We start from the raw sequence: 15,590 nt of genomic DNA, 5'->3' as shown, positions 1-15,590 counted from the left end.
GACGACGATGTCGAAGTCGTCGGTGAGGTTGGCGATCGAGGCGTTGGTGACCTTCACGTCCTCGAAGCCGGCCGCCCGGACCTTGTTGCGCAGCACCGAGGCGCCCATGGCGGAGGAGCCCATCCCGGCGTCGCAGGCGAAGACGATGTGGCGGACCGGAGCGCCCTCGGCCAGCGCCCGGGCGCTGTCGCCGCCGGTGTCCGCGCCCCCGCTGGAGCCCAGGACGGCGGAGGAGACGGTGGACTTCTTGCCCTTCATCGACTCCATGCTCGCGGTCGCGGCCGCCAGGTCGCCCTCGCCCCTGTCCCGGGAGGCCTTCAGGATCACCGAGGCCACCACGAAGGACACCGCCGAGGCCACCACCACCGCCAGCACCACCCCCACATAGGAGTCCGAGGCCGTCTGGGCCAGCACCGCGATGATCGACCCCGGCGCCGCCGGAGCCCGCAGCCCCGCCCCGAAGACCGTCAGCGTGAAGATCCCGCTGGCCCCACCGGCGATCGCGGCCAGGATCAACGCCGGCTTCATCAGCACGTAGGGGAAGTAGATCTCGTGGATCCCCCCGAAGAAGTGGATCAGCGCCGCCCCCGGGGCGCTCGCCCGGGCCGCCCCCCGCCCGAAGACCATGTACGCCGCCAGGATCCCCAGCCCCGGACCCGGATTGGCCTCCAACAGGAACAGGACGGACTTGCCCTGCTCCAACGCCTGGGTGGTGCCCAACGGGGTGAGGATCCCGTGGTTGACCGCGTTGTTCAAGAACAGCACCTTCGCCGGCTCGATCAGGATCGAGGTCAACGGCAGCAACCCCCGCGAGACCAAGAACTCCACCGCCGCCGCGGCCGCCCCGGAGAACACCAGCACCGCCGGACCGATCACGAAGAACCCCACACTGGCCATCAGCGCCCCCACGATCCCCGCGGAGAAGTTGTTCACCAGCATCTCGAAACCGGGCTTGATCTTCCCGTCCCAGATCCCGTCGATGCGCTTCATCAACCACGCCGTGGCCGGGCCCATCAGCATCGCCCCGATGAACATCGGGATGTCCGCCCCCACGATCACCCCCATCGTGGCGATCGCCCCCACCACACCACCACGCACGTCATAGACCATCCGCCCACCCGTGTAGGCGATCAGCAACGGCAGCAAATACGTGATCATCGGGCCCACCAGACCCGTGTGCGGATCCCCCGCCGCGTCCTCCCCGAACCCGCCCAAGGGCCCGAACGGGGTGAACCCCGCCTCGATGAAGAACGCCGTGATCAGCCCCCAGGCGATGAACGCCCCGATATTGGGCATGATCATCCCCGACAGGAACGTCCCGAAACGCTGCACATGCGCCCGCGCCGCGGACGACCGCCCACCCGCTGGCGCTGCTGTGGTCTCCGACGTCGTTCTCGTGGCCATGGTGCCGTCCTGACTCTCGAACGGATGCGCTCCCTGTGACCTCGATCACGGGGACCGCCGGGGTGGGGCCAATGTACACCCGGGGCGGCCTCGTGTCGCCGAGGCGCCCCGCGCGGCCCGGCACGGCCCGCGCGGTCTAGACTGGACCCGATGACCGCCTCAACGCTGAGCGAACGCACCTCGCCCTTCGTGGAGCTGGACCGGCAGACCTGGTCGAGGCTCTCGAACGAGATCGATGTTCCTCTCACGCCTCGAGAGATCGAGAACCTGCGCGGCCTCGGCGACCGGCTCGACGTCGCGGAGGTCCGCGAGGTGTACCTTCCGCTCTCCCGGCTGCTGACGCTCTACGACGAGTCCTCCAACCGGCTCAACGCCTCGACCAACGCCTTCCTCGGCGAGCAGCACGCCCGGACCCCCTTCGTCATCGGCATCGCCGGGTCCGTGGCCGCGGGCAAGTCCACCACGGCACGACTGCTGCGCGAGCTGATGTCCCGGTGGCCCTCCACCCCGGACGTCCAGCTGATCACCACGGACGGCTTCCTCCGCCCCAACGCGGAGCTGCGGCGCCGCGGGCTCATGGACCGCAAGGGGTTCCCGGAGTCCTACGACCGCCGCGCGCTGCTCCGCTTCGTCGCCAAGATCAAGTCGGGCGTTCCCGAGGTGCGGGCGCCGAAGTACTCGCACCACAGCTACGACATCCTGCCCGGCGAGGAGGTCGTGGTGACCCGCCCCGACGTCGTCATCGTCGAGGGCCTCAACGTGCTCGCCCCCGCCAAGGTGGGGCCCGGGGACCGCGCCGCCCTCGCGCTGAGCGACTTCTTCGACTTCTCCATCTACGTGGACGCCCGCCCGGCGGACATCGAACGGTGGTACGTGGAGCGCTTCCAGGCCCTGCGCTACTCCGCGTTCGCGGACCCGGGCTCCTACTTCCACCGCTACGCCGACCTCTCCGACGACGAGGCGGTGGCGACCGCCACCGACATCTGGCGGCGGATCAACGAGCCCAACCTCATCGACAACGTCCAGCCGACCCGAGGCCGCGCCCGTCTGATCCTCTCCAAGGACTCGGACCACTCCATCCGGCGCGTGCTCCTGCGCAAGAACTGATGGGCTGGTCCCGGGCGGCTGCCGCGCTGCTGCTGGCGGTGCTCGCCGCCGGGTGCGCTCCGGAGACCCCGCCACCGTCCGCCCCGGCGACCTCGGTCCCGGCGACCTCGTCGCCGGCGGTCGCGCACCCGACGGTCGCGTCCCCGGCGGCCGCTTCCGCGTCGCCGACCCCGCCCGGGGACCCGGCGCACCCCGGTCCGGAGGTGCCGGACCCGCGCCCGGCCCCGGGCCCCCGCCCGGACCTGGACGACCCGGCCTCGACCGCCGTGGTCGTCAACAAGCGCCGTCCGCTCGTGCCGGCGGACTGGGCGCCCCCCGCCCTCCAGGACGTGGAGGGGCACCGGATGCGCCCCGAGGTCGCGGCGGCCCTCCGCGGCCTGCTCGCCGAGGCCCGCGCGGCGGGCGTGCCGATCCGGATCGTGTCGGGCTACCGGTCCTACGACGTGCAGGCGGAGACCTACGCGGGCTGGGTCGCGCAGCTGGGACAGGCGGAGGCCGACGCCGTCTCCGCACGGCCGGGGCACTCCGAGCACCAGACCGGTCTGGCCGTGGACGTGGGGGACGGCGGCCCGTGCGACCTGCGGGAGTGCTTCGCCGGCACCGCGGCCGGGACCTGGGTGGCCGAGCACGGACCCCGGCACGGGTTCGTCATCCGGTATCCGCAGGGCGCGCGTGCCACCACCGGCTACGCCTACGAGCCGTGGCACCTGCGCTACCTCGGTCCGGAGCGTGCCGGGGCCCTCGTGCGGTCGGGAGCCGGGACGCTGGAGGAGTTCTCCGGCCTGCCCCCCGCCCCGGACTACCCGGCGGAACCGCCCCGCGACGACTGAACCGGCGACGGGGATAGTCTCGGCACATGCTCAGAGGATTCAAGGAATTCATCATGAAGGGCAATGTCCTGGACCTGGCCGTCGCCGTGATCGTCGGTGCCTCCTTCGCCCAGGTCGTCGACGCCCTCGTCGAGGCCGTGCTCATGCCGGTCGTCTCGGCCCTGGTGGGCTCACCGGACTTCGACTCGTTCGCCGTGGTCACGCTCAACGGCAACGACATCAGGTTCGGGGTCCTGCTCACGGCCCTCGTGAACTTCCTGCTCGTCGCCGCCGCCGTGTACGCCGCGATCGTCCTGCCGATGAACAGGTTGATCGAGGCGCGCAATCGCCGCCTCGGCATCGCGCCCGCCACCGAGGAGGCCGACCCGCAGGTCCAGCTCCTCACCGAGATCCGGGATGCGCTGCACCAGCGCCCCTGACCCCGACCCGGTCTGCCCGAAACGGGCCCGGGTCCGGCCTCAGACGGTGAGGGACAGCTCCTGGGCCACGACCGCCGCCAGGTGCTCCGCCTCGGACCGCGCCGTCTCCTCGGTGCCGGCCTCGACCATCACCCGGACCACCGGCTCGGTGCCCGAGGGCCGCAGCAGCACACGCCCGGTCTCCCCCAGACGCTGCTCGACCTCCGCGACCGCGGCCTGCACGACCGGGTGGGAGCCCACGGCGGCGCGGTCCACGCCGCGCACGTTGATCAGGACCTGCGGCAGGCGGGTCATGACCCGGGCCAGCTCCGCGAGCGGGGTGCCGGTCTGGGCCACGCGGGAGGCGATCATGAGCCCGGTGAGCAGCCCGTCGCCGGTCGTGGCGTAGTCCGACATGATGACGTGACCGGACTGCTCGCCGCCCAGGTTGTAGCCGTGCTCGGTCATCGTCTCCAGGACGTAGCGGTCCCCCACGGCGGTCTCCCGCACGTCGATCCCCGCCTCGCGCAGGGCGAGCTTGAGCCCCAGATTGCTCATCACGGTGGCCACGAGGGTGTCGTCGACGAGCCGGCCGGCGTCCTTCAGGGCCAGCGCCAGGATGGCCATGATCTGGTCGCCGTCGACCTCCCGCCCGGAGGCGTCCACCGCGAGGCAGCGGTCGGCGTCGCCGTCGTGGGCGATGCCGAGGTCCGCGCCCAGCTCCACGACGGTCCGCTGCAGCGGCCCGAGGTGGGTCGAGCCGCAGCCCTCGTTGATGTTGAGCCCGTCCGGCTCCGCCCCGATGACGTGGACCGTGGCCCCGGCGTCGCGGAACGCGTCCGGGGAGACGCCGCTCGCGGCCCCGTGGGCGCAGTCGAGCACGATCGTCAGCCCCTCGAGGCGCTGGGGGATCGCCCCCACGAGGTGCAGGACGTACCGGTCCTCGGCGTCGGTGAGCAGGCTGATCCGGCCGACGTCGGCGCCCGTGGGCCGGGGGAAGCGGCCCGACTCGTAGACGGCCTGGATCTCGTCCTCCACGCGGTCCGGGAGCTTCCGCCCGCCGTGGGCGAGGAACTTGATCCCGTTGTCCGGGGCGGGGTTGTGGGAGGCGGAGATCATCACCCCGAAGTCGGCCCCGAGGTCCGCCACGAGGTACGCGAGCGCGGGTGTCGGCAGGACCCCGGCGTCGTGGACGTCCACTCCCGAGCCGGCGAGGCCGGCCGCGACGGCGGCGCTGAGGAACTCGCCGCTGGCCCGTCCGTCCCGGGCGAGGACCGCGTAGGGGCGCCGGCCTGCGGGGGCGTGGCCGTGGCCCAGGACGACCGCGGCCGCCTGCGCCAGGTCCAGTGTCATGTTGGCTGTGAGGAGGTCGTTCGCGAGGCCGCGGACGCCGTCCGTTCCGAATAATCTAGACATCGGAGCCCATCCTACGTTCCCGCTGCGGCCAGGGGCGGGAGGCTCGGCGCAGACGCACGGACCCCGTCCGCTCCGGTGTGCACCGGGGAGGACGGGGTCCGTGGGGCGGACGACGGGCCGGGGGCCCGTACTGTCAGCGCTTGGAGTACTGCGGGGCCTTGCGGGCCTTCTTGAGTCCGGCCTTCTTGCGCTCGGTGACGCGGGCGTCACGGGTGAGGAAGCCGGCCTTCTTCAGCGACGGGCGGTTGTTGTCCATGTCGATCTCGTTCAGGGCGCGGGCCACGCCGAGGCGCAGGGCGCCGGCCTGGCCGGAGGGGCCACCGCCGTGGATGCGCGCGACGACGTCGTAGGCGCCCTCGAGCTCCAGCAGACGGAAGGGCTCGTTGACCTCCTGCTGGTGGAGCTTGTTCGGGAAGTAGTTCTCCAGGGTGCGCCCGTTGACGATCCACTGGCCGGAGCCGGGAACGACGCGCACGCGGGCGACGGCCTCCTTGCGGCGGCCGACGGCCTGCCCGGAGACGGTCAGGGCCGGGCGCTCGGCGGCGACGGCGGTCTCCGCGGCGGGGGCGGACTCGGAAGTGTAGCTGTTCAGCTGCTCCTCGCCGTCCACGGTGTTCTGCTCGTCAGTATTCTGAGCCACGATTCTCCTCGCTGGTTGTCTGTCGTAGGCCCGGTTACTGGGCGACCTGGGTGAACTCGAAGGTCTTCGGCTGCTGGGCACCGTGCGGGTGCTCCGGGCCGGCGTAGACCTTCAGCTTGGACATCTGCTGGGCGGCCAGCTTGTTCTTGGGGAGCATGCCCCGGATGGCCTTCTCCACGGCGCGGACCGGGTTCTTCTCCAGCAGCTCGGCGTAGGTGGTGGACTTGAGCCCCCCGGGGTAGCCGGAGTGGCGGTAGGCCCGCTTCTTCTCGAGCTTGGCGCCCGTCAGGGCGACCTTCTCGGCGTTGACGATGATGACGAAATCACCGGCGTCCACGTGGGGAGCAAAGGTCGGCTTGTGCTTTCCGCGCAGCAGCGTTGCGGTCTGGCTGGCAAGACGACCCAGGACGACGTCGGTGGCATCGATGACGTGCCACTGGCGCTGGATGTCACCGGGCTTCGGGGTGTACGTACGCACGTTAGTTTGCCTTCGTTCGGGTTCTCTCGGTGGCGCTAGTTGGGGTCACGCCGTTTCTCGGTGTGCCGTCCGGGGCTCGGGTGAGGACCGAGCTGCATCCGGTGCCCGAGACCCCGGTGCACCGGAGCGCCATGCGTCCTGCAACTGGACGGCGGATCCGGGTACACGTGAACCGAGGCGGGACACGCACAACAGCAACCCACGATATCGGATGGAGCCGCCAAAGACCACTCGGCGCATACACCGCGGCCCGGCGGGGGTCAATCTCCGCGGCCGGACCACGGGTCCGCGTCGGCCCCGCTGTCCGCGACCGGCCCCGCGGGGCGCACGGGCGGGCGGAGCGCCCGGGTGCGGTCGGCCCGCTCCCCCACCGCGGCGTCGTCCGGGTAGCGCACCTCCTCCAGCACCAGCGCGTGGGCCGGGGCCAGCAGGACCCGTGCGTCCCGGACCCGGTCCGCCAGACGGCGGCCGAGCCACTGCGGGTCGGCACGGCCCGCACCGACGCGCACGGCCGCGCCGACCACGGAGCGGACCATGTGGTGGCAGAACGCGTCCGCCTCGATGCCGAGGACCACGAGCCCGTCGGCGTCCCTCCGCACGGACACGTCCAGGACCTCGCGCACGGTCGTGGCCCCCTCCCGCGGGCGGCAGAAGGCCAGGAAGTCGTGCAGCCCCACGAGCCCGCGCACGGACGCCGCCATCGCCGGGACGTCGAGCACGTCCTTCGTCCACCAGGTCAGGTGCCGGGTGAGCGGGTCACGGCCGGCGGCGCCGTCGTCGATGCGGTAGCTGTAGCGGCGGGAGACCGCGGAGAAGCGCGCGTCGAACCCCGCCGGCGCCTCGGCCGCGCGCCGGACCACCACCGCCCCGGGGCACTCGGCGAGCCCCCGCTCGCGTCGACCGCGGCCGAGCACGTGCGACAGGGTCCCGGTGAGCCGCCGCTGCAGCGCGGCGCCGGGGTCCTCCGCCCGGCCCCGCGCCATCGCCGTCCACTCCTGCGGCGTGAGGTCCATGTGGACCACCTGCCCGCGCGCGTGGACGCCGGTGTCGGTGCGGCCGGCCACCACCACGCGGACGTCCCGGCGCACGAGCAGGCCGAGGGCGTCCTCGAGGGCTCCCTGGACCGTCGGCAGCTCCGGCTGCCGGGCCCACCCCGCGAAGGGCGCGCCGTCGTAGGCCAGGTCGACGCGCACGCGGACGGCGGGCCGGGACTCGGTCATGGCTGCTCCTCGGGATGCTGACGGGTGTGCGGGGCGGGCGCGCGGGGCGGGGCAGGGCACAGGTCCGGGTGCAGGCCCGGACACGGCGACGCCGCCGGGGACGGGGTCCCCGGCGGCGTGCACGGTGTCGGTCGCGGTCGGCGTCCGGTCAGCGCAGCTTCTGCGCGGCGGCGCCACCGGCCGGGTCGAAGCCGGCGGCCTCGGCGCTGGCGGGCGAGTCGAACCAGATCTCGGCGGTCGTGCCCGCGTACCAGCGGGAGCCGGGAACGTGGTACTTCATCGAGTTCTTGTTGCCCTTGACGTCGAAGCCCTCCGGGGCCTCGCCGGACTCCAGCGGCGCGTGCGAGCCGGGGTACTCCGCCTCGGCGTTGTCCGTGGCGACCTCGGCGGCCTGCTCGGAGCCGACCTCGGGGGCCTGCTCGTCGGCGGGGATCTCCTCGGCGGAGACCTCGGCGGCGGTGCTGTCCGCCGGGGTGTCGACCGGGGCGGCGGGGGCCGCGGCGGCCTTCTCGGTGGCGCGCTCGGCCTCGGCCACGGTGGCCTTCGTCGCGACGGGCTCCATCACGAGCTCGATGACGGCCATGGGGGCGTTGTCGCCCTTGCGGTTGCCGATCTTCGTGATGCGCGTGTAGCCCCCGTTGCGGTCCTCCATCGCCGCGGCGATGGAGGTGAACAGCTCGTGGACCACGGACTTGTCGGTCAGCTGCGCCAGCACGCGGCGCCGGGCGGCCAGGTCACCGCGCTTGGCGAAGGTGATCAGCCGCTCGGCGTAGGGACGCATCCGCTTCGCCTTGGTCACGGTGGTGGTGATGCGCTTGTGCTCGAAGAGCTGCTGGGACAGGTTCGCCAGCATCAGGCGCTCGTGGGCGGGGCCGCCTCCGAGGCGGGGTCCCTTGGTGGGAGTAGGCATGGTGGTTGATCTCCTGGAAGGCTGTCCCGGCCCGGGCGGACACCCGGCGGGACGGAACGGGAAGGACTAGTGGTCGTCGTCGTCGAACGGGTTCTCGTCGTCGATCGCGGCGGCACGAGCGGCGAGGTCGAAACCGGGGGGCGAGTCCTTGAGGGACAGGCCGAGGTCGACGAGCTTGGCCTTGACCTCGTCGATCGACTTCGCGCCGAAGTTGCGGATGTCCATCAGGTCTGCCTCGGAACGGCCCACGAGCTCGCCCACGGTGTGGATCCCCTCGCGCTTGAGGCAGTTGTACGACCGCACGGTCAGCTCGAGGTCCTCGATCGGCAGCGCCATGTCGGCGGCCATCGCGGCGTCGGTCGGCGAGGGGCCGATCTCGATGCCCTCGGCGGCCGCGTTGAGCTCCCGGGCGAGGCCGAACAGCTCGACCAGGGTCGTGCCGGCGGAGGCCACGGCGTCGCGCGGGGTGATGGCCTCCTTGGTCTCCACGTCCAGGACCAGCTTGTCGAAGTCCGTGCGCTGCTCGACACGGGTGGCCTCCACGCGGAAGGTCACCTTGAGCACGGGCGAGTAGATGGAGTCGACCGGGATGCGGCCGATCTCCGCGTCGCCCGCCTTGTTCTGGGCGGCCGAGACGTACCCGCGGCCGCGCTCGATGGTCAGCTCGAGCTCCAGCTGGCCCTTCGCGTTGAGCGTGGCGATGTGCAGCTCGGGGTTGTGGATCTCCACGCCCGCCGGGGCCGTGATGTCCGCGGCGGTGACGACGCCCGGGCCCTGCTTGCGCAGGTAGGCGACGACGGGCTCGTCCTGCTCCGAGGAGACGGCGAGCTTCTTGACGTTGAGGATGACCTCGGTGACGTCCTCCTTGACGCCCTCCACGGTGGAGAACTCGTGGAGCACGCCGTCGATCCGGATGCTGGTGACGGCCGCGCCGGGGATGGAGGAGAGCAGGGTGCGGCGCAGGGAGTTGCCGAGGGTGTAGCCGAAGCCGGGCTCGAGGGGTTCGATCATGAAGCGGGACCGGTTGTCGGCCACGACCTCTTCGGAGAGAGTGGGGCGCTGTGCGATGAGCACTGATGTTTCCTTTCAGCGGGCATCCGCTATATGACGCGCGCAAATGGTGGAAAACAGGTGACGGGTGCGGACCGGTGCCCGGTCCGTTGTCGGCGTGCCCACCGGGTCCCGCGGAGGGGAGCCGGTGGGCACGCCCGCATCAGACGCGGCGGCGCTTCGGCGGGCGGCAACCGTTGTGGGCGCTGGGGGTCACGTCCGAGATGGACCCGACCTCGAGGCCGGTGGCCTGCAGGGAGCGGATGGCGGTCTCGCGCCCGGAGCCCGGGCCCTTGACGAACACGTCGACCTTGCGCATCCCGTGCTCCTGGGCGCGCTTCGCGGCGGCCTCGGCGGCCATCTGCGCGGCGAAGGGCGTCGACTTGCGCGAGCCCTTGAAACCCATCTCCCCGGCGGAGGACCAGGAGAGGACGGCGCCGGTGGGGTCGGTGATCGTGACGATGGTGTTGTTGAACGTCGACTTGATGTGGGCCTGGCCCTGCGTGACGTTCTTCTTGTCCTTGCGACGAGGCTTGCGGGAAGCCGCTGCGCGAGTCTTCGGGGGCATGGAGATCTCCTACAAAGTTTTGGGAAGAGCGGTGAAGAGTGGTGGTGGGCCGTCCGCGGGACCGCACGGTCCCGGTGCCCGGACGGCGACGGGCTACTTCTTCTTGCCGGCCACCGTGCGCTTGGGACCCTTGCGGGTGCGGGCGTTGGTCTTGGTGCGCTGACCGTGCACCGGCAGACCGCGGCGGTGGCGAATGCCCTGGTAGCTGCCGATCTCGACCTTGCGGCGGATGTCGGCGGCCACCTCGCGGCGGAGGTCACCCTCAACCTTGTAGTTGCCTTCGATGAAGTCGCGCAGCTCCACGAGCTGCGTGTCGGTGAGCTCCCGGACACGCACGTCGCCCGAGATGCCGGTGGCCTCGAGGGTTTCGTGCGCGCGGGTGCGGCCCACGCCGTAGATGTAGGTGAGCGCGACTTCCAGCCGCTTCTCACGGGGAAGGTCGACGCCTGCGAGACGAGCCATATCGGCGGTTCTCCTTGTGTTCTACCAGAGGTCTGGAGCATCACTGCCCGGTCGGCGACGTTCCGTCGTCCGCCGGTCCCCGGCCTCTGTGCCGGGGGCACCCGCCCGGATCCCTCCGGTCGGGAGCGGTGCCCTTCTGAATCCACTTGCGTGGGGTGGTCGGGGCCTCTCAGCCCTGACGCTGTTTGTGGCGCGGGTTGTCGCAGATCACCATGACCACGCCGTGGCGGCGGATCACCTTGCACTTGTCGCAGATCGGCTTCACGCTCGGTTGGACCTTCATCGCATTCCTTCGCGTCGTTCTCTCGAGTGGAGGCGGGCCGGGCGCCCGCCGGTCCTACTTGTAGCGGTAGACGATACGACCGCGGGTGAGGTCGTACGGGCTGAGCTCCACCACCACGCGGTCCTCGGGGAGGATCCGGATGTAGTGCTGACGCATCTTGCCGGAGATGTGCGCGAGGACAAGGTGACCGTTGTTCAGCTCAACGCGGAACATCGCGTTGGGCAGAGCCTCGACCACAGTGCCTTCGATCTCGATGACTCCGTCTTTCTTGGCCATATCCTCCGCTAACTTCAGGTGCCTCCGCCGGGACGGTGGCAGGGTTTCGGGTGTACATCGTCGTTAAACGCCGCAGCGGACCCGTGCGCGTGCACCATCACCGTCAGGTGCGCGGTGACGGTCGGCGTGGTCCGAGGAGTGCGGAGTCGTTGGAGCACAGACAACCAACAGGACACTGTACGGTATCGGGGACGCGTCCCGCAACGCGGGCGCGCGGTCCCGGGCGGGAGGCGGGGACGGCGCTCAGACGGTCGCGGCCAGCTGCCCGCAGGCCCCGTCGATGTCGGAGCCCCGGGTGTCCCGCACGGTGGTCGGGATCCCGTGCGCCCGCAGCCGCTCCACGAAGTTCTGCTCCACGCCGGGGCGGGAGGCCGTCCACTTGGAGCCCGGGGTGGGGTTGAGGGGGATCGGGTTGACGTGCACCCACCCCGTGCCCCGGGCGTTGAGCTTCTCCCCCAGCAGGTCCGCCCGCCACCCGTGGTCGTTGATGTCGCGGATCAGCGCGTACTCGATGGACACGCGCCGGCCCGTGGCGTCGTAGTAGTCGCGGGCGGCGTCGAGCGCCTCGTCGACCTTCCACCGGGTGTTGATCGGGATCAGCTCGTCGCGCAGCTCGTCGTCGGGTGCGTGCAGGGACAGGGCGAGGGTCACCGGCAGCTTCTCCCGGGTGAACTTCCGGATGCCCGGGACGAGGCCCACCGTGGACATGGTGATCCCCCGGGCAGAGATGCCCAGGCCCTCGGGCGAGGGGTCCACGAGCCGGTGCACGGCACCGATCGCGGCCTTGTAGTTGGCGAGGGCCTCCCCCATGCCCATGAAGACGATGTTCGAGATCCGCAGCGGCTCCTGCTCGGCCCGGCCCACCCGGCCGCCGCGGAGCATCCGGGCGCCCTGCACCACCTGCTCGACCATCTCCGCGGCCGAGAGGTTGCGGGTCAGCCCGGCCTGGCCGGTCGCGCAGAACGGGCAGTTCATCCCGCAGCCCGCCTGCGAGGAGATGCACATGGTGACCCGGTTCGGGTAGCGCATGAGCACGGACTCGACGGTGGCGCCGTCGAAGAGCCGGTGCACTGTCTTGACCGTCGCCCCCTGGTCCGCCTCGAGGGTGCGCACCGTCGACAGCAGCGGGGGCAGGGTCTGCGCCACGAGCTCCTCGCGGCCCGCCGCGGGCAGGTCGGTCATGTCGGCGGGGTCGGCCGCGAACCGGTCGAAGTAGTGCCTGGAGAGCTGGCCGGCGCGGAAGGGCGGGTGGCCGAGCTCGGCGAGGAGCTCCCGGCGCCCGGCCATGTCGAGGTCGGCCAGGTGCCGCGGGGGCTTGCCCCGGCGCGGGGCGGCGAAGGTCAGCTGCCCCGGTGCGGGCCGGACGGTGAGCTCGACGGGCGTCCTGGTGCTCTGCTGCGGCGCCTGGGCCACGGTGGTCTCCTCGCTGGGTCGCGGGTCGGGGGCGGCGCTCACGGCCGGTCCTCGGGGATGGGGACGGGGGTCACGCCCAGCGGCTCGAGCTCGGAGGCCCCGCCGTCCTGCGCCGTGAGCACCCAGATGCCGTCGGCGTGCAGGGCCACGGAGTGCTCCCACTGGCTGGAGCGCCCGCCGTCGGTGGTGACCACGGTCCACTCGTCCTCGAGCACGCGGGTGCCGATCCCCCCGCGCACGAGCATGGGTTCGATGGCCAGCGCCATCCCCGGCCGCAGCCGGGGACCGCGGTCCGCGGCCCGGTAGTTCAGCACGTCCGGGGCCATGTGCATCTTCGACCCGATCCCGTGCCCCACGTAGTCCTCGAGGATCCCGAAGCGGTGACCGGAGACCTTGCGCACGTGGTCCTCCACGGCGGCCCCGACGTCCCCCACGTGCGTGCCCGTGGCCAGGGCCGCGATGCCGTGCCACATGGCGCTGCGGGTCACCGCGGAGAGCTCGGCGTCCACGGGGTCGGGGCGGCCGAGCAGGACGGTGCGGGCGGAGTCGCCGTGCCAGCCGTCGACGATCGCACCGCCGTCGATGGAGAGGATGTCGCCCTCCTGCAGCACCTGCTCCCCCGGGATGCCGTGGACCACCACCTCGTTGACCGACACGCACACCGCGGCCGGGTAGCCGAAGTAGCCCAGGAAGTTCGACGTCGCACCGTGCTCCTCGAGGACCCCGCGGAACACGTCGTCGAGCGAGGCGGTGGTGACCCCGGGCACGGCGGCGGCCACGGCCGCGTCCAGGGCCTGGGAGGTCACGGCCCCGGCGTGCCGCATGGCGCGCAGCTGGGCGTTGGTCTTGTACTCGATCCGGCGTCGGCCGAACATGCGGTGTTCCTTCCCGGCCGCGCCCCGGGGAGCGGGGCGCGCGGCGGTCGTGGGTCGGGCGGGGCCCCCGGAGGACGTCCGGGGGCCCGCGGGCGGCGGGAGGACCGTCAGGAGACGCCCGCCATGATCCGCTCGGTCACCTCGTCCACGGATCCCAGTCCGTCGACCTCGCGCACGATGCCGCGCTCCTCGTACAGGTCGACGACGGCGGCGGTCTCGGCGTCGTAGACGTCGAGACGGTGCCGGATGACGTCCTCCGTGTCGTCGGTGCGGCCCTCCTTCTGCGCCCGGCCCAGCAGCCGCTGCACCAGCTCGTCCCGGTCGGCGGTGAGCTTGAGGACGACGTCGAGCTCCTGGCCCAGCTCCGCGAGGATCGCGTCGAGCTCGCGCACCTGCGCCGCGTTGCGCGGGTAGCCGTCGAGCAGGAACCCCACGCGGGTGTCCGCCTCGGCGAGGCGGTCGCGGACCATCCGGTTGGTGACCGAGTCCGGGACGAGGTCCCCCCGGTCGATGTAGCTCTTGGCCTCCTCGCCCAGCGCGGTCCGGCCCTTGATGTTGGCGCGGAAGATGTCGCCGGTCGAGATGGCCGGGACGCGGAGCTGCTCCGAGATGCGCACGGCCTGGGTGCCCTTGCCGGCGCCCGGGGGGCCGATGATGAGCATGCGGGTCATGAAGTCTCCTTGGTCGGGGATGGCTGCCGGTCCAGTCTACCGGGGCGCCCGGCCCGGGGAGCGGACGCGGCCGGGGCTCAGCGCAGCAGCCCCTCGTAGTGGCGCTGCTGGAGCTGGGCCTCGATCTGCTTCACGGTGTCCAGGCCCACGCCGACCATGATGAGCAGCGACGGGCCGCCGAACGGGAAGTTCTGGTTGGCGTCGACGATCACGAGCGCGATCAGCGGGATCATGGACACGATGCCCAGGTACAGGGCGCCGGGGAACGTGATGCGGGTCAGCACGTACTGCAGGTACCGCTCGGTGGGCCGGCCGGCGCGGATCCCCGGGATGAAGCCGCCGTAGCGCTTCATGTTGTTGGAGACCTCCTCCGGGTTGAACGTGATCGACACGTAGAAGTACGTGAAGAACACGATCATCGCGAAGTACAGCGCCATGTAGACGGGGTGGTCACCGGTGACCAGGTAGGTGTTGATCCAGGTGACCCAGCCGGGGATGTCGGTGCCGGTCTCGGGCATGCCGAACTGGGAGACCATGCCCGGGAGCATCAGCATCGAGGAGGCGAAGATGATCGGGATGACCCCGGCCATGTTGACCTTGAGCGGGATGTAGGTCGTGGTCCCGCCGATCGTCCGGCGCCCGACCATGCGCTTGGCGTACTGCACGGGCACCCGGCGCTGGGACTGCTCCACGAAGACCACGCAGGTGATCACCACGAGACCGACGGCCAGGACCGTGAGGAACACGCCCCAGCCCTTGGTGCGCAGGATGTCGCCCAGCGCGGAGGGGAAGGTCGCGGCGATCGAGGTGAAGATCAGCAGGGACATGCCGTTGCCCACGCCCTTCTCCGTGATCCGCTCGCCGAGCCACATGATGATGGCCGTGCCGGCGGTCATCGTGATGATCATGATCACGATCGTCAGGACGGTGTCCTCGGGGATGATCGGCAGGGGGCAGTCCCCCAGCAGCGCGCCCGAACGGGCGAGCGAGACGATCGTGGTGGCGTTGAGCAGGGCCAGGCCGATGGTCAGGTAGCGCGTGTACTGGGTCAGCTGCGTCTGCCCCTGCGCCCCCTCCTCGTGCAGCTCCTGGAAGCGCGGGATGACCACGCGCAGCAGCTGGGTGATGATGCTCGCCGTGATGTACGGCATCACGCCGAGGGCGAAGACCGACAGCTGCAGCAGTGCGCCGCCGCTGAAGAGGTTCACCATGTCGTAGATGCCGCCCGAGGTGTTCCCCAGGGCCAGGCACTGCTGCACGTTGCCGTAGTCCACGCCGGGAGCGGGGATGAACGTGCCCAGGCGGTAGATCATGATCAGGGCGAGGGTGAACCCCAGCTTGCGTCGCAGGTCGGGGGTTCGCACCGCCCGTCCGAAAGCGCTGAGCACATGTCCTCCTAGAGACTGGTCCGGACGTCGGTCCGGCCGCGGGGGTGGTGAGGGGCGGGAGCTCGGTCCCCGTCCGCGCGCGGGACGGGCACGGACGACTCCGGCAAGTCTAACGAACCCGCCGCGCCGCGGACCGACACCGGGTCGGCGGGCGCGGGCGGGCCCGTGCACGGATCAGGCCCCGCCCACGCTGGCGTGGAC

18 protein-coding genes are annotated in these 15,590 nt (G+C 71.5%); 3 read left to right on the top strand and 15 right to left on the bottom strand.

All coding sequences use genetic code 11. The features are described from left to right. The coding region (locus ACH9EU_RS04825; RefSeq protein ID WP_396412806.1) for a PTS mannitol transporter subunit IICB at window positions 1-1,404 on the bottom strand (1,404 nt) is incomplete at its 3' end. 150 nt (window positions 1,405-1,554) lie between these two features. Here ACH9EU_RS04825 and coaA point away from each other — a divergent pair. Genes coaA through mscL form a run of 3 tightly spaced genes read left to right on the top strand, consistent with a single transcriptional unit; the run spans window position 1,555 to window position 3,760 of the window. Beyond that, entirely contained in the window at window positions 1,555-2,511 is a 957-nt protein-coding gene (gene coaA / locus ACH9EU_RS04820) for a type I pantothenate kinase (RefSeq protein ID WP_396412805.1), read from the top strand. After that, a complete protein-coding gene (locus ACH9EU_RS04815) occupies window positions 2,511-3,341 on the top strand; it encodes a M15 family metallopeptidase (RefSeq protein ID WP_396412804.1) in 831 nt (276 codons plus the stop codon). Before coaA ends, ACH9EU_RS04815 begins: the two co-directional genes overlap by 1 nt. A 26-nt stretch (window positions 3,342-3,367) precedes the next feature. Beyond that, window positions 3,368-3,760: a large conductance mechanosensitive channel protein MscL gene (mscL, locus tag ACH9EU_RS04810; RefSeq protein ID WP_396412803.1), complete on the top strand. Its 393-nt coding sequence runs from the start codon at window positions 3,368-3,370 to the stop codon at window positions 3,758-3,760. 39 nt (window positions 3,761-3,799) lie between these two features. Here the strand turns inward: mscL and glmM are convergent, their stop codons facing one another. The 14 genes from glmM to secY form a co-directional block, all read right to left on the bottom strand. Next, window positions 3,800-5,155: a phosphoglucosamine mutase gene (glmM, locus tag ACH9EU_RS04805; protein ID WP_396412802.1), complete on the bottom strand. Its 1,356-nt coding sequence runs from the start codon at window positions 5,153-5,155 to the stop codon at window positions 3,800-3,802. Window positions 5,156-5,288: 133 nt separating this feature from the next. Next, window positions 5,289-5,795 (bottom strand): 30S ribosomal protein S9, encoded by a 507-nt coding sequence (gene rpsI / locus ACH9EU_RS04800; RefSeq protein WP_396412801.1) that lies wholly within the window; start codon window positions 5,793-5,795, stop codon window positions 5,289-5,291. A gap of 34 nt (window positions 5,796-5,829) precedes the next feature. After that, window positions 5,830-6,273 (bottom strand): 50S ribosomal protein L13, encoded by a 444-nt coding sequence (gene rplM / locus ACH9EU_RS04795; protein ID WP_396412800.1) that lies wholly within the window; start codon window positions 6,271-6,273, stop codon window positions 5,830-5,832. A gap of 260 nt (window positions 6,274-6,533) precedes the next feature. Then, entirely contained in the window at window positions 6,534-7,493 is a 960-nt protein-coding gene (gene truA, locus ACH9EU_RS04790) for a tRNA pseudouridine(38-40) synthase TruA (protein ID WP_396412799.1), read from the bottom strand. A gap of 148 nt (window positions 7,494-7,641) precedes the next feature. Beyond that, the gene (gene rplQ / locus ACH9EU_RS04785; protein ID WP_396412798.1) at window positions 7,642-8,403 is read right to left on the bottom strand and encodes a 50S ribosomal protein L17, sunset domain variant; all 762 of its coding nucleotides are present in this window, start codon (window positions 8,401-8,403) and stop codon (window positions 7,642-7,644) included. 66 nt (window positions 8,404-8,469) lie between these two features. Further along, entirely contained in the window at window positions 8,470-9,477 is a 1,008-nt protein-coding gene (locus tag ACH9EU_RS04780) for a DNA-directed RNA polymerase subunit alpha (RefSeq protein WP_396412797.1), read from the bottom strand. A 139-nt stretch (window positions 9,478-9,616) separates the two neighbouring features. Continuing rightward, window positions 9,617-10,021, bottom strand: a complete 405-nt coding sequence (rpsK, locus tag ACH9EU_RS04775; RefSeq protein WP_396412796.1) for a 30S ribosomal protein S11 — start codon at window positions 10,019-10,021, stop codon at window positions 9,617-9,619. A 93-nt stretch (window positions 10,022-10,114) separates the two neighbouring features. After that, window positions 10,115-10,483, bottom strand: a complete 369-nt coding sequence (gene rpsM, locus ACH9EU_RS04770) for a 30S ribosomal protein S13 (protein ID WP_396412795.1) — start codon at window positions 10,481-10,483, stop codon at window positions 10,115-10,117. Window positions 10,484-10,652: 169 nt separating this feature from the next. Then, entirely contained in the window at window positions 10,653-10,766 is a 114-nt protein-coding gene (gene rpmJ / locus ACH9EU_RS04765) for a 50S ribosomal protein L36 (RefSeq protein WP_396412794.1), read from the bottom strand. Window positions 10,767-10,820: 54 nt separating this feature from the next. After that, entirely contained in the window at window positions 10,821-11,042 is a 222-nt protein-coding gene (gene infA / locus ACH9EU_RS04760) for a translation initiation factor IF-1 (RefSeq protein WP_017833319.1), read from the bottom strand. Window positions 11,043-11,285: 243 nt separating this feature from the next. Further along, entirely contained in the window at window positions 11,286-12,455 is a 1,170-nt protein-coding gene (gene rlmN / locus ACH9EU_RS04755) for a 23S rRNA (adenine(2503)-C(2))-methyltransferase RlmN (RefSeq protein ID WP_396412807.1), read from the bottom strand. Window positions 12,456-12,493: 38 nt separating this feature from the next. Then, window positions 12,494-13,330 carry a type I methionyl aminopeptidase gene (map, locus tag ACH9EU_RS04750; protein ID WP_396412793.1) on the bottom strand — a complete coding sequence of 279 codons (837 nt, stop codon included), beginning with the start codon at window positions 13,328-13,330 and terminating at the stop codon, window positions 12,494-12,496. 107 nt (window positions 13,331-13,437) lie between these two features. After that, a complete protein-coding gene (locus ACH9EU_RS04745; protein ID WP_396412792.1) occupies window positions 13,438-14,001 on the bottom strand; it encodes an adenylate kinase in 564 nt (187 codons plus the stop codon). Window positions 14,002-14,078: 77 nt separating this feature from the next. Beyond that, complete coding sequence (secY, locus tag ACH9EU_RS04740; protein WP_396412791.1) at window positions 14,079-15,389, bottom strand: preprotein translocase subunit SecY; 1,311 nt, start codon at window positions 15,387-15,389, stop codon at window positions 14,079-14,081. Window positions 15,390-15,590: the final 201 nt, after the last annotated feature.

It is taken from the genome of Kocuria rhizosphaerae (genome assembly GCF_044462265.1).
Lineage (GTDB): Bacteria > Actinomycetota > Actinomycetes > Actinomycetales > Micrococcaceae > Kocuria > Kocuria rhizosphaerae.
This window is presented reverse-complemented; position numbering and strand designations above follow the sequence as displayed.